Consider the following 14,469-nt stretch of genomic DNA (forward strand, 5'->3'; position numbering starts at 1 on the left):
CCTATCACTCCTTGGTGGTAAACCGTTCTTCTAGACAGCCACCTACGTTAACAGCCTTAACCGGAGCAAAGCTCTGCCGATGATGCGGACATGGGCCGTATTTTGCAAGAGCTTCCATATGCTCTTGGGTCCCGTAGCCTTTATGATGTTTAAACCCATACATCGGATATTGACCATCAAGTTCATCCATTAAGTGGTCCCGCTCCACTTTGGCAACAATTGAGGCCGCTGCAATAGATGCGCTGACTTGATCGCCACCAACGATTGATTTAGATGGTATAAACAAATTAGGTAATGGTACTGCATCAATAAGCACAGCCTGCGGAGCCGGTGCTAACTCACTAATAGCACAATACATACCCTTTATGGTTGCTTGATAAATATTTACCCGATCAATTGTTTCAACAGTAATAATACTCCGGCTCACGGCAACAGCAACATTCTTTATTTCATGGTACAGTTTTTCACGCTGCGCTGATGTCAGCTTTTTAGAATCGTTTAAGCCTGGCAAATAGCAATCCAGCGGTAAAATAACAGCAGCCACCATTACGGGACCAGCTAAAGGTCCCCTCCCGGCCTCATCAACACCAGCGACCAAACGATAGCCTTCAGAAGCTAATTGACGTTCATATTCATATAATGATGCTATCCGCTCACGTTCTCGCAGATTCTGCTGACGCCGTGCTTCCCAACGGTCTACAAGGCGCTTTACCGAAATGCGCGCATCCGCTTTAAGCATGTTAATTGTATGTAATGATAGTTCATGATGCGATAACAGTGCAGTAATTTGCGCGACTGTCATTTGTGCTGTATTCAAGAATATAATCCCTCCAAATTCAGTTGCATTATGTTATTCTTGATCAATACTAACAAATCCTGCCGAAACAAAACAAAAGTAAAACAGCTAAAGCCTGCTGTTTTACTTTTTACTAGGAAAAATATATTTCATTTGCACGTTTGTAAGATCGGCAATTTTAATTCTTAAGCCTGTCAAGGGTTATTGGACCAAGCTTTCCCGAACGGAAATCAGTCAGGATAATCCGCCTGACTTTTTCAAAATCCACTACGCCGCCACTCCTTAAACAACCCCGTTTAGAACCGATTAGCGATAACAGTTCATTTGTATCTGCCGGCAATTGTTTCTGAGTTAATTTATATCGTTCGCATAGACGATCGGAATAATAATGATTGAGTATTTCCAGAAGATGCAGAATGACCTTTTCCATATCATATATATCATCTTTAATTGCACCAGTTACAGCCAATTTGAAGGCCACTTCCTGGTCATCCATTCGCGGCCACAACACGCCAGGGGTATCTAATAATTCGAGGTTCTTACCAACTTTTAGCCACTGCTGCCCGCGTGTTACACCAGGCTTATCCCCTGTCTTGGCTGTTGCTGTACCTAACAGGCGATTAATAAGTGAAGATTTGCCTACATTAGGTATTCCCAAAATCATTGCCCGCACTGCTCGCCCTTTTATTCCCTTAGCTGTCAGCTTGGCAATTTTTTCACGGGCTTCTTGCTCAACCTTAATTACTAATTCTTTTGTCCCTTTACCACTGGCAGCATCCAACGTGACAGTCGCAAAACCCATATCGCGAAAATAGTTCACCCATTCGGTTGTATGTACCGGTTCAGCAAGATCGGCTTTATTGAGTGCCACCACTTTCGATTTACTGCCAACAAGTTCAGCAATAATGGGATTGGCACTACTTTGAGGAATCCGTGCATCTAAAAGCTCAATAACTACGTCAATCAAAGTCAGTTGTTCACGAATCATGCGCTGAGCTTTGGCCATATGGCCGGGAAACCAATGAATGTGCATTACGTCACACCCCTTACCTCGAAGCAAAAATACTATTATAGTTTATAGTTATGGCAATGTTTTTATATGGTCAAGTGGCCAAAAAACAGTTACCGCTTTACCTTTTATTAGTTCCAGCGGTACGAAACCAACATCTTGGAAGCGACTGTCTTCGGAATTGTTACGGTTATCGCCCATTACATAGATATGCCCTTCGGGCACAGTTACCGCCGGATAGGACCCACGGGTACGCTCTAATATGTAAGGTTCATTTAAAAGTTGCCCATTTAGAAAAACCCTGCTATCTTTTATTTCAATAGTATCCCCGGCAATGGCTATTACTCGTTTGATAAAATCACGGCTGGGATCACGGGGATAACGAAATACCAATACCTCGCCCCTCTCTGGTGCCTTAAACCGGTAAATAAATTTATTTACCACAAGGCGTTCGCCATTTACCAGCGTCGGCCGCATGGACGGTCCCTCGACCATATATAATTCTACAATAAAATACCGGATAAAGAATGCCAAAATAATGGCTATGAGAATAGATATTACCCAGTCTTTTATCTCTTCACCCAGTTTAGTAGTACTCACGGCCTTCCTCCTTCAGGAATAGGAATTGTATCTTATTAAGGTTTAGGGAAATGAAGAAAAGGGACTGATCTCAGTCCCTGAATACTTCGGTTTAGCGTTTTTCTTTAATACGTGCTGCCTTACCAGTGAGATTGCGCAGATAGTATAACTTAGCTCTGCGAACAATACCGCGACGCATTACTTCTATTTTTTCAATACGCGGGGAATGAACCGGGAAGGTACGTTCAACACCAACATTGTAAGAAATACGTCTTACGGTAAAGGTTTCGCGCACTCCCGTGCCTTGACGATTAATAACGACACCTTCAAAAACCTGAATACGTTCACGGCTGCCTTCAACAACTTTTACATGCACACGCACGGTGTCGCCTGGCTTGAAGGATGGGATATCCTGGCGCAATTGTTCTTGTTCCAAAATTTGAATAATATTCACTTGATTTCCTCCTTATATCAGACGTTCGTACCATACGCAGAGGACCGTCCGTATTACACAAAATGTATTATATCATAGTTTAATCGGCAACTCAAATTAAAATCATGATATTTACCTATTTTTTTCCCACCAATATTCACCCAGCAGACGATCAAGGATAATCGCTACCGCCGCTCGAACAGGCAGGTGATTATAATCTCCCGGCCCATAAACAGGCTCTAATATATAGTCAAACTGCTTCATCACCGAATTTTCTATGCCCCAGCCAGTACCGAATAATAGTAAAAAGGGTCTGCCTGATTCGTGTATCTGTTGACGAAGGCTCGCATAGGAAACAGTATTTTCATACTTGCGAGCATCCGTAGTAACGATCAGCGGCGCCGCTCCTTCTTTAACAGTAATATAATCAACAGTCGCAGCAATGTCTGGAAGAACTTCAACAATATTTAATGCTTCCTTGCGGTCAGGATTATACTGTCCACCATATCCTTCCTGCCAATAACTAATAATTTCCCCGGCTAACGCTTTTTGGGCGTCAAGCGGATGAATAATAAAATACTTCAACAGGTTATAGGTTCGAGCCGTACGGGCAATATCATGGATGTCAAAATTAGTAATAGCAGTCGTAACGATCTCATTATTTTTATTATAGATAGGATAATGTACCAAACCCAAATATACAGGCAATGCCATTGTCAGCCTCCAGCCTGCTCTAATTTAATTTCCTGCAAGAGCTGATTATCAAGAGGAGTTATTTCCATATTATCCAGTAAATCTGGACGGCGTTCAAGAGTTGCTCTAAGTGATTCCTTGCGCCGCCATCTTTCAATCTTCGCATGGTCTCCTGAAAGCAGCACATCCGGAACCACCCAGCCGTTAAATTCTCGTGGCCGGGTATATTGCGGATACTCCAGCAAACCGTTATAAAAAGAATCAAGCTTGGCACCTTCCGCGGCGCCAAGAACACCTGGAATCATGCGGGCAACTGCATCAATAACAACCATAGCAGGCAATTCCCCACCAGTTACTACATAATCGCCGATTGAGATTGCCTCATCAATCACATGCTCGCGTATCCTGGCATCAATGCCTTCATAGTGACCACAGATAAATATGAGTTGTTCATAGCCGGCAAGTTCCCGGGCCTTTGCCTGATCAAAAGCACTCCCGCCAGGACACATTAAAACGATCCGTTTTCGTAAAGAGATATTCGCATTTACTACATTCTTAACCGCCCGGAAAATCGGCTCAGGCTTCATAACCATGCCATTCCCGCCGCCAAAGGGAGAATCATCAACAATATGATGTTTGTCATATGTAAAATTCCGGGGATTTGTTACCTGTACAGAAATAAGTCCGCTATCCTGCGCTCGTTTCAACATGCTATGACCTAGCGGACCGGCAAACATCTCAGGGAACAACGAAATAATATCAATACGCATAAATGCCCTCTGTTTAATCCATTTCTTCTTGCAGTTTTACAATCATTTGCTTATTAGCAATATCAACTTTCTTAACAACTTCTTTAATCGCCGGGATTAGCAGTTCTTTTTTGTCCTGTAGTTTAACCACATATACATCGTTACTGCCTGGCTGCAATACATCGGTAATGATGCCCAGCAGTTCACCGTCTTCAGTAAACACGTTAAGCCCAATTATATCAAAAATGTAATACTTTCCCTCAGGCAGTTTAACTACATCTTTGCGTTCAATCTTAATTAGTTTGCCACGCAAACGCTCGGCATCATTCATTGAATTAAATCCGGCAAATTTTAGTAAAACAAATTTTTTATGTTGTTTGGCAGACTCAAGTTCAAGTTGGCCTAAATCATCAATAAAAGCAGCTTTCAAACTCAAAAATCGGTCAGGAAAATCCGTAAGCGGCAATATACGAACGTCACCCCGCACACCGTGCGGGGCAACAATTTTACCGATGGTAATTAAATCATTTTGGGGCATATTAGCAGCGAAAAGCAACAATCTTGCCGTCTTCCAGCAAAATTTCCGTTGCCATCAATTTATGAAGATCATCGCCAACATTTACTGTTACGATTCTATCCATAGTCCCTTGAACGATTTCCGCACCGATTTCCAATTGGGCTGTTTCTTTCAATTTGTCCAACATATGGTTTTTGAACTCAAGGCGTTTTTGCCGTTCAGCATCAATTTGCTGACGAAGGCCTACAAGACCCTGAGCATCTTGCTTTGCCTGTTCACTCATCATGCGTTTGGCATGAAAATCAATCTGCTGGAGTTCTAAGTCTGCTTTTTTAATAGCTTCTTGAATTTCAGCTGCCAAATGCGCTTTAAGATCTTCAGTTACTTTTGCTTTAATGGTCACCGGACACTTAATTGTCAAGTTCTCAATGCTAGCCATTGGTCCACCCCTTTGGTCGTCAAATTAATAGCTTAACTATACGATTTCCACCATTACCCGTTTGTTTTCCCGGGTGGCGGCAGCTTTGACTACAGTGCGAACAGCCTTGGCAATCCGTCCCTGCTTACCAATTACTTTTCCCATATCTTCGGGAGCCACATGCAGTTCATAGATTGTGCCCACACTATCATTTGTCTCAGTAACATTGACTTGTTCCGGGTTTTTCACTAATGCCTTGGCGATAACTTCGACTAGTTCTTTCATGTAGTTATCACGCCTCGTTTCTACGCTTCTTTCTTAGAGCGCTTTACTTCATCCCATTTTTTCAGGATGCCGGTTTGGCTAAACAGATTTTTAACAGTATCAGTAGGTTGAGCACCCTTTTGCAGCCAATCGATAGCTTTTTCTTCATCAATCTTGATAACTGCCGGTTCGGTAGTCGAGTCGTAATGACCCAAAGTTTCAATAAACCGACCATCCCGTGGTGAGCGGGAATCAGACACTACTACACGATAAAAAGGACGTTTTTTGGCGCCCATACGTTTTAAGCGAATTTTAACTGCCATAATAAGTCACCTCCTTCACAAAATATCCTAATATACTATATATACTATGGATTAACGCATAAAAGGTAGTTTAAAACTTGGTTTTTTTCCGCCTTTTTGCATGTCTTGCAAACGTTTCATCATCTTTTTGGCTTCAACAAATTGCTTTAATAATCGATTGACATCCTGGACTCTTGTGCCACTCCCAACAGCAATCCGTTTACGCCGACTGCCATTAATAATTGAGGGATCACGACGTTCCTTGGCTGTCATAGACCGAATAATGGCAATGATATGCTTCACTTCTTTATCATCAAAATCCAGTCCCTGCAGTTGCTTTAGTTTACCCATACCAGGTATCATACCTAATATTTGATCAAGCGGCCCTAATTTACGCACTTGTTCAATTTGATCTAAAAAATCATCTAAGGTAAACTCTTCTTTACGAAGTTTCCTCTGCATTTCCTGAGCTTTTTCCAAATTAATAGTTGATTCCGCCTTTTCAATAAGGCTAAGAACATCACCCATCCCCAAAATTCTTGAAGCCATTCGATCAGGATGAAAGGGTTCAAGTGCATCCAGTTTTTCGCCCATACCAGCAAATTTAATAGGCTGACCGGTAACGGCTTTAATCGAAAGTGCCGCCCCGCCACGGGCGTCGCCATCCAGTTTAGTCAGAATAATACCATCAAGCCCAAGATCATTATTGAATGATTCGGCAACATTAACGGCATCCTGACCAGTCATGGCATCAACAACCAATAATATTTCATGTGGCTTGACAGTCTGTTTTATAGATTTGAGTTCATTCATAAGTTCTTCGTTAATATGCAAACGACCGGCGGTATCAATGATAACGATATCACGCGCCATCATTAAAGCCTGATCAACAGCTTTCTTGGCAATATTAACAGGATTGTCCTGTCCCATGGTAAAAACCGGAATCTCAAGCTGCTCTCCCAACACTTCCAACTGCTTAATAGCCGCCGGCCGATAAACGTCGGCGGCAACCATAAGCGGCCTTTTCCCTTGCCGTTTTAGAAGGTGCGCCAATTTTCCGGCTGTTGTCGTCTTACCTGCGCCTTGCAGGCCGACCAGCATAATGACGGTCGGTGGCCGGGAAGCAATAGCAATTCGGCTTTGAGTTCCTCCCATAAGGTTGGTCAATTCTTCATTGACAATTTTTATTACATGTTGAGCAGGAGTTAAGCTTTCCAAAACTTCCTGCCCAATTGCCCGTTCTTTAATTTTAGCAACTAAATCTTTGACAACTTTAAAGTTTACGTCAGCCTCCAAGAGGGCCATTCGCACCTCTTTCAGGGCATCGGCAACATCACTTTCTGATAGTTTACCCCTGCCGCGAAGTTTCTTAAATGTCTGCTGGAGCTTATCGGCCAAACTTTCAAAGACCATATATATGCTACACCTCCCGGGTGTCTTCTAGCAAAGAACTTAACGTAATGATAATTTGCTCTAACTCAGGCAGTTGTTTTACGCCCATCGGCAGGTGCCGCAACTGTTCAACAACTTCAGCCAGCACTTTGCGCTCATAATTATATCGCGCCGCGAGCTTAAGCTTTTCCTCATATTCTTCCAGAGTTTGCTCAGCTCGTCGCAAAATATCATGAACAGCTTGCCTGGACACACCGAATTCTCCCGCGATTTCTGCCAGTGATAGATCCTGCAGATAATGCATATTCAGGCATTCACGCTGTTTTTCCGTTAAGAGAGCGTTATAAAAGTCGTACAACTGCCCAACTCTTAAAACTTTATTTAGCATGTGATCCATACATTCACCTGCTTACCTGGCAAGTAAAAATCCTTTACAGCTATGATTATAGCGAAAACAGCCGACTATGTCAAGTAAAATTACTTGTCGGCAAATAAGGCAGCCGCAAAATCATCGGCAGCGAATGGCCGGAGGTCATTAACGCCTTCCCCCACTCCTACCCATTTGACAGGTAGGTCAAGTTCATTATTAATGGCAATAACTACACCGCCTTTTGCCGTACCATCCAGCTTAGTTAGGACTACGCCGGTAAGAGCAACTGCATCACCAAACAACTTTGCTTGATTAATTGCGTTTTGACCGGTAGTTGCATCCAGCACTAATAAAGTTTCATGTGGTGCCGCCGCTATCTCTTTGGCAATAACTCTGTTAATTTTCTTTAATTCTTCCATTAAGTTGGATTTAGTATGCAAACGTCCGGCTGTATCAATAATAACAATATCCGCTTTACGGGCTTTAGCAGCCTGTACGGCATCAAAAGCCACCGCCGCCGGATCTGATCCTTCCGCATGCTTAATCACTTCAGTACTTGTCCGTTGTCCCCAAACCTCAAGCTGATCAATCGCCGCCGCTCTAAACGTATCTGCAGCGGCGACAAGTACCTTTTTCCCGGCTTCGTGATAATAACTTGCCAGTTTACCAATAGTCGTTGTTTTACCGACCCCGTTCACACCAACGACCAAGATAACGTGCGGAGGCTGATGCGGAACAGTTTCCCCTTGCTGTTTAGTTACTAACATCGTACTAATTTTATCTTTTAGAAAAGGTTTTAAATCGTCAGGTGAATTAATCTGTTTATTTTTGATGCCATTACGTATTTCCGTCATTAGTTTGGTAGTAGTCGTCACGCCAACATCGGCAGAAAGCAGTACCGCTTCCAGATCATCCAAAAACTCATCATCAATGGTAGCATAGCCGACAACCAGCTGCTCAATTTTGTCAGTAAAACTTTTTCTCGTCTTTTCTAAGCCAGCTTTTAATTTATCAAAAAAGCCCATTTTGTTATTCCCCCAAACTTAGTATAGATTTAACCTGCTTTATCCATAAATTTCACGGAAACCAGCCGTGATATTCCGGATTCTTCCATGGTGACACCGTGCAAAACGCCGGCAGCTTCCATAGTACCTTTCCGATGAGTAACTACTATAAATTGTGTATTTTGGGCATAATCATGTAAAAATTCACTGAAACGCTGCACATTAACCTCATCAAGTGCAGCGTCAATTTCATCCACTACACAAAAAGGAGCCGGGCGATAGGTTAAAATTGCAAACAGGAGAGCTATTACCGTAAGGGCTCGCTCACCACCGGATAAAAGCGTAAGATTTTGCAATTTCTTGCCTGGCGGCTGCACAATAATATCGATACCCGAAGTAAGAACATCACTTGGATCAAGCAGAACAAGTTCTGCCCGTCCACCACCAAATAAGCGAACAAATACATCCATGAAGAATTGATTAATCGCCTTAAATGCCATATTAAACTGCCGGGACATAGTAGTGTCTATATCTTTGATTATAGATGTCAAATAATCTTTGGCCCGCAATAAATCATCGGTTTGCTCCTGTAGAAATGTATAACGTTCCTGCACCTTATTATATTCATCAATAGCTGCAGGATTGACAAGCCCGAGTGCCGCAATTTGATTTTCAAGCAAAGCAATTGATTTCAATAGTTGTTCAATACTATCCGATCGTCGCATGGCTTGAGCCTGCTCTATGGTCAACCCATGCTTTCCGGTCAATTGGTCGCGGCAATTAGTTGCTTCAAAACCATATTTTGCAATAAGTAATTCTATTTCGTGCAGCCTTGCTTGTACTTCGTTACTTTGCCGCCGCAATTCTTTAATTTCTTTATCTAAAGTCTGCATAGCCGATAATAGCTGTAACTTCTCAGCATAACAAACCTGGCGCGTCTCGGTTAACTGTAATTTTTCCGCTTGCAGCTTCTCTTTACGTTCTGCTAATGAGCCAAGTTCTGTTTGAGCTTGTCCGACTTCAGCCTGAATAAGCTGTCTTTCATTCTCTATCCGCGACAATTGCCTAGCAAATGACGAAAGTGTTTCTTTATATTGCTCGCGGCTTGAGTGAATAACGGCTATTTCCTGAGTAAATGCACTTAGCTTAATTTTTGCATCGGTGAGTTCTTCGTTCAGTGCCTGCTGTTTTCCCCTCATTACTTTTACTTGGTTTTGCCATTCGGCAATCTGGTTTTTATGACTGCTTTCTTCATTTTCTAAAACAATCAGAGAAGATTTTCGTTCCGTAATTTTACGCTGATACTCAGTTATCTCTTGCTGACACTCAGCAATTTCACCACGTATTGTGTTCAATGCCAACTGGCACTGTTGCGCATCAGTTTTATTTCTTTCAATATGAATAGCCATTTCTGCCTGACGAAGTTCAATCTCCTTACATTTCGTTTCCAGAGCTGCAAACTGAGAATTTACTTCATCCCTCTTGATAATAAGACCTTGTTTTTCTTGCTCAGTCCCTAATCTTTCAGCCTTTAGCTTTTCTAAACTAAGTTTCAGTACATCAATTTCGTTATTTCTGGCAAAAAAGCTTGCTTCTCTCCTGCCGGTACTTCCACCAGTCAGAGACCCTCCGGGATTGACCAACTGCCCATCCAAAGTTACAATTCTCACGGAAAAGCCACTGTTGCGGGCAATCGCTAACGCAATATCAATTGTTTCTGTAATTATTACCCGTCCTAACAGATGTTCAACTACCGGCCGATAGCGTTCAGCAACATGAACTACATCAGCAGCAAACCCCAAAGCACCTGTTTGGCTGGCAGCCAATCGTTCCGCTTCTCTAGGTCTTGTTACTCTGATTGTATTTAACGGTAAAAACGTGGCCCGTCCCAAATTTTGCGTTTTTAACATGGTAATAGCCTGCTTGGCAGTCTGGTCAGAATCAGTAACAATATATTGCTGCGCACCGCCTAATGCAACCTCAATCGCAGTAACAAATTTGCCGGGAACCGTAAACAATTGGGCAACAGCCCCACATATGCCGTTGCGCCAGGAACTTTGGCTCTTTAATATGCTCTTAATAGCCCGGCCAAATCCCTCTAAATCGTGCTGCATGCTTGTCAAAACCTTCAGTTTAGATGATTTTTCCTGAATACTGCCGGCAAGTTGCTGTTCCTGTTTTAGCAAATTATTAAACTGGTTTTCCAACTGAGTTTTATTTCGCAGTAAAATCTCTGTCTGTGTCTGGAATTCCTTGCGCTGTGATTCCAGGCAGCCACGCTCATTGTGCAGTTGGTTTCCTTTATTGCTAAGTTCTTGTTGCTGATTTAAATAATCATTATATTCCTTATTCAGGTTATCCTGTTTTGCTAGCAAAGAAGCTGCATCTCGTTCAAGCATTCGCAAAGCATTACGCTCATCAACGACTTGCTGCAAGTGAGTAAAAGACTGCTCTTGTCCATCATCAAGCTGCCTTTCAATTTTCCTAATATCGGCAAGCAATTGTTCGTTACCGGTATTTTTCTCATCCACCTCTTCCTGGATTACATGAAGTTGCTGCTGCTTGCCATCTATTGTACTTTGTAACTCAATAAGCTTAGAATCTGTAGCGGTCCGGTCGGCTGTTATCCTGAAAATCTCCTCATTAAGTCTTGCTTCCGCTTTAAATGCCTGTTCCATCCGTTCATGCAATACTCCGTTTCGACTTTCGATACGTTCACTCTCAGTTGTATTTTCGTTAATTGCCTTTTCGGTAAGTACTATTTTTCCCTCCGATTGAGCAATCCTCGTTGTCAAAGTTTCTTTTTCATTTTCAGCTAAAGTTAACCGGGTAGTAGCGGCAATATTTCGGTCAGTCAGTTGCTCCTGCTCAAGTTTGGCACTACCGACCAACCCATCCGCCTTTTCCAGACGTTCCAGCAGCAGCGTTGCCTGACAGGCTGTCAACTCGGCATTTAATTTATTAAAAGTTATCGTGCGGGCTGCACTTTCTTTTAAAGGTTCAAGCTGGCTTTCCAATTCGGTAGTAATATCCTGAACCCGAATAAGGTTTTGTTCGGTATCTTCCAGTTTGCGCAATGCATCACGTTTTCGATGCTTGTATTTCGTAATACCGGCAGCTTCTTCAAATAACAACCGCCGTTCCTCGGGCTTGCTGCTCAATATCTCATCAACTTTATTTTGACCAATAACAGTCATTGATTCCCGGCCTAGCCCCGTATCAGCAAGCATATCATGAATATCCCTCAGGCGGCACGCCGTTTTATTAATATAATATTCGCTATCCCCTGATCTAAATACGCGCCTGGTAATAGTAACTTCATTAAAGTCTAAGGGCAGCTTACCATCACTATTATCAAAAACTAACGATACCTCGGCTACGCCCAGAGGTCTCCGCTTAGTACTGCCTGCAAATATAACATCTTCCATCTTGGTACCGCGCAAATTACGAAGACTTTGTTCCCCTAGTGCCCAACGAATGGCATCGGAAATATTGCTTTTACCGCTACCGTTTGGCCCTACAATCGCAGTAACTCCCTGACCAAATTCCAATTCAATTTTTTCAGCAAACGATTTAAACCCATATGCCTCTAAGCGTCGCAAAAGCACAATAAATCACCCTTACCTGTTATTTAGATCAATCAAAATTTTACCACGCATGGTAAGGTAATACAAGTAAACAATATAAGTAATATAAAAAAGCCTGTCGCATCATGCCAACAGGCTTCTTCACATTAAATTGTGGTTTATTACCGGGGTTCAACTATAAACCTGATAGCCGTACGTTCTTCCCCATCAATCGAAATCTCCGCAAAAGCCGGTATGGTAACCAAATCAATGCCATTGGGAGCGACAAAACCACGAGAAATCGCAATAGCCTTGATAGCTTGATTAACCGCCCCTGCACCTACTGCCTGCACTTCTGCGGTTCCTTTTTCCCGCAAAACTGCTGCCAGAGCGCCTGCTACGGATTTGGGATTTGATTGTGCAGATACTTTCAGCACTTCCATTTTTCGCTCTCCTCCTTTGAACTCAGGGCCTATATTGTAAAGATATTCTTCGTATTTCCTAAAAATTCCTTCTTTTACATGATTTTTAAATATAATTTATCATATTTTTATTATAGAAAACGGTTTGCCCCTGATTTTCAAGCACAAGGCAGCCTTTTTTTACAGAAGAATCGGGACTAAGAATGATTCTAACGAGATTATAAGACTGCTTAAGCCTATTAATATTACTATTACGTTGCCCCCTTACTTTAGAACAATCCTGAGGGTGATGACGAATAAGTAATTCTCTTTCTGCTGGTACAAGGTTTTGTTCTAAAAAACCAGCCATCATTATATAGAAAAGATAGGAATCCACTATTTCACCAAAAGCGGCATGATAAGGACCCGCAATAATATTTGCTTCATTGTTCAATTCTTCGGATGCCTGTAAGCCGGTACGAATAACAGTAATACCTTGTCGTTCGAATAGCAGCTTCATATACGCCGCACGGGCCACCGCCTGTTTAAGAGACAGCGGCCGGTAATCTTCCTGCTGATAAAGTTTAGCGAGGGCGGTATCGGCGATTACTATGGTTGGATAAATACGGACAAAATCAGGGTGTAAATGAATCACTTGACGAACCGTCTTAATTAAGCTTTCCCAGTCCTCACCCGGTAAGCCAGGCATCAGTTGTAAGCCACATTGTAATCCCGCCTCTTTTACCTGTCTTACAGCATCAATTACAGCTTGACAGTCATGTCCTCGCCCTGCTTTACTAAGCACCTGATTATCCAGTGATTGAACGCCTAATTCCACAATGGTTACTCCCTGCTGAATCAAATTTGTAATGATATCTCGATTGATACAATCGGGTCTGGTGGAAAGACGAATCGCATGAATATAACCTTGGCGTAAAGCCCGGCTTGCCGGGGCTAGTAGTTCATTTTGTATATTCTGCGGCAAAGCGGTAAAACTGCCACCATAAAAGGCCACTTCAACCCAGCGTGTTTCATTAATGTCGTTTAATCGCTCAGCAATGATTGTACTTACTTGCTTAGCTGTAACCGGTGTCTGGCGGCCGGTTATTTTCCTTTGATTACAAAAGATGCACTCATGTAAACAGCCAAGGTGCGGAATAAACACAGGTATAATATAATGTTTCATAACGCTCCTATACAGAAAGGACGGCCAAACTGGCCGTCCAAATTTTGTTATTGAGTTAATGTTCCAAGCTTTATTAAGGCTTGTTTAGCAGCATGCTGTTCAGCTTCTTTTTTACTTTTTCCCCAACCGGAACCCATGCGTTCACCATTAACTAACGCAACAACTTCAAAAGACTTATCATGATCAGGGCCACGTTCACTTATGACTTCATAAGCAATTTTGCTGTCATTATTTTTTTGCACAACTTCCTGTAGCCATGTTTTATAATCTTTTAGATAATCACCGCGTTCAACTAAGACTAATTCGGATTTAAGTTGATGCAAAACATATTTGGCCGCACTCCTAAAACCTGAGTCAAGGTACACAGCACCGATAATAGCCTCAAATGCATCTGCAAGAATTGATATCCGTTCCCGACCACCTGACAAAGCTTCCCCTTTGCCTAAAAGGAGATATTCACCTATCCCTAATTCCAATGCCCGTTTAGCTAACGTTTGTTCACATACAACCTGAGCTCTGGCTTTAGTAAGTTCACCTTCTGGCAATTGTGGACACTGACTAAATAAATAAGAAGTAATAATCAGATCCAAAACTGCGTCACCAAGAAATTCCAGACGCTCATTATGTCTGATATTGGCACCTTTGGTTTCATTAGCATACGAGGTATGGATAAGAGCTTGGTGCAATAGTTTATAATCGCTGAATACAACATTTAACGTCTTACATAATTCAGTTAATTCCTGCAGGCGAGTAGCATCCAGCTTTCCTTTAGCTCCTTTCATAAAAAAAC

Annotated in this window: 17 protein-coding genes; all 17 read right to left on the minus strand. The window is 42.3% G+C overall.

Annotated features, from left to right (window positions below; translation table 11 throughout):
• Positions 1–4: 4 nt before the first annotated feature.
• Complete coding sequence (locus BLR65_RS01775) at positions 5–817, minus strand: ribonuclease HII (protein ID WP_093791826.1); 813 nt, start codon at positions 815–817, stop codon at positions 5–7.
• A 157-nt stretch (positions 818–974) separates the two neighbouring features.
• Positions 975–1,829, minus strand: a complete 855-nt coding sequence (gene ylqF, locus BLR65_RS01780) for a ribosome biogenesis GTPase YlqF (RefSeq protein WP_093791828.1) — start codon at positions 1,827–1,829, stop codon at positions 975–977.
• A gap of 48 nt (positions 1,830–1,877) precedes the next feature.
• A complete protein-coding gene (lepB, locus tag BLR65_RS01785) occupies positions 1,878–2,405 on the minus strand; it encodes a signal peptidase I (RefSeq protein WP_093791830.1) in 528 nt (175 codons plus the stop codon).
• A 91-nt stretch (positions 2,406–2,496) separates the two neighbouring features.
• On the minus strand, positions 2,497–2,838 hold the full coding sequence (rplS, locus tag BLR65_RS01790) for a 50S ribosomal protein L19 (protein WP_093791832.1): 342 nt from the start codon (positions 2,836–2,838) through the stop codon (positions 2,497–2,499).
• A 111-nt stretch (positions 2,839–2,949) separates the two neighbouring features.
• Positions 2,950–3,531, minus strand: a complete 582-nt coding sequence (locus tag BLR65_RS01795; protein WP_093791834.1) for an RNA methyltransferase — start codon at positions 3,529–3,531, stop codon at positions 2,950–2,952.
• 2 nt (positions 3,532–3,533) lie between these two features.
• Positions 3,534–4,280: a tRNA (guanosine(37)-N1)-methyltransferase TrmD gene (trmD, locus tag BLR65_RS01800; protein WP_093791836.1), complete on the minus strand. Its 747-nt coding sequence runs from the start codon at positions 4,278–4,280 to the stop codon at positions 3,534–3,536.
• A gap of 13 nt (positions 4,281–4,293) precedes the next feature.
• Positions 4,294–4,797: a ribosome maturation factor RimM gene (gene rimM, locus BLR65_RS01805; protein WP_093792043.1), complete on the minus strand. Its 504-nt coding sequence runs from the start codon at positions 4,795–4,797 to the stop codon at positions 4,294–4,296.
• 1 nt (position 4,798) lies between these two features.
• Positions 4,799–5,215, minus strand: coding sequence for a YlqD family protein (locus BLR65_RS01810; RefSeq protein ID WP_245692295.1), 417 nt, complete (start codon positions 5,213–5,215; stop codon positions 4,799–4,801).
• A 36-nt stretch (positions 5,216–5,251) separates the two neighbouring features.
• On the minus strand, positions 5,252–5,479 hold the full coding sequence (locus BLR65_RS01815; protein ID WP_093791838.1) for a KH domain-containing protein: 228 nt from the start codon (positions 5,477–5,479) through the stop codon (positions 5,252–5,254).
• A gap of 20 nt (positions 5,480–5,499) precedes the next feature.
• Entirely contained in the window at positions 5,500–5,781 is a 282-nt protein-coding gene (gene rpsP / locus BLR65_RS01820; protein ID WP_093791840.1) for a 30S ribosomal protein S16, read from the minus strand.
• Between the two features lie 51 nt (positions 5,782–5,832).
• Positions 5,833–7,173, minus strand: coding sequence for a signal recognition particle protein (ffh, locus tag BLR65_RS01825; RefSeq protein WP_093791842.1), 1,341 nt, complete (start codon positions 7,171–7,173; stop codon positions 5,833–5,835).
• Between the two features lie 7 nt (positions 7,174–7,180).
• Entirely contained in the window at positions 7,181–7,549 is a 369-nt protein-coding gene (gene ylxM, locus BLR65_RS01830) for a YlxM family DNA-binding protein (protein ID WP_245692297.1), read from the minus strand.
• Between the two features lie 80 nt (positions 7,550–7,629).
• A complete protein-coding gene (gene ftsY, locus BLR65_RS01835; protein WP_093791844.1) occupies positions 7,630–8,547 on the minus strand; it encodes a signal recognition particle-docking protein FtsY in 918 nt (305 codons plus the stop codon).
• Positions 8,548–8,576: 29 nt separating this feature from the next.
• Positions 8,577–12,134, minus strand: coding sequence for a chromosome segregation protein SMC (gene smc / locus BLR65_RS01840; RefSeq protein ID WP_093791846.1), 3,558 nt, complete (start codon positions 12,132–12,134; stop codon positions 8,577–8,579).
• 140 nt (positions 12,135–12,274) lie between these two features.
• The gene (locus tag BLR65_RS01845) at positions 12,275–12,535 is read right to left on the minus strand and encodes a stage V sporulation protein S (protein ID WP_093791848.1); all 261 of its coding nucleotides are present in this window, start codon (positions 12,533–12,535) and stop codon (positions 12,275–12,277) included.
• A gap of 85 nt (positions 12,536–12,620) precedes the next feature.
• Complete coding sequence (locus BLR65_RS01850; RefSeq protein ID WP_093791850.1) at positions 12,621–13,679, minus strand: elongator complex protein 3; 1,059 nt, start codon at positions 13,677–13,679, stop codon at positions 12,621–12,623.
• A gap of 47 nt (positions 13,680–13,726) precedes the next feature.
• Entirely contained in the window at positions 13,727–14,461 is a 735-nt protein-coding gene (gene rnc / locus BLR65_RS01855; RefSeq protein WP_093791852.1) for a ribonuclease III, read from the minus strand.
• Positions 14,462–14,469: the final 8 nt, after the last annotated feature.

The sequence above is a fragment of the Sporomusa acidovorans genome, from assembly GCF_900101845.1.
Classification (GTDB): domain Bacteria; phylum Bacillota; class Negativicutes; order Sporomusales; family Sporomusaceae; genus Sporomusa; species Sporomusa acidovorans.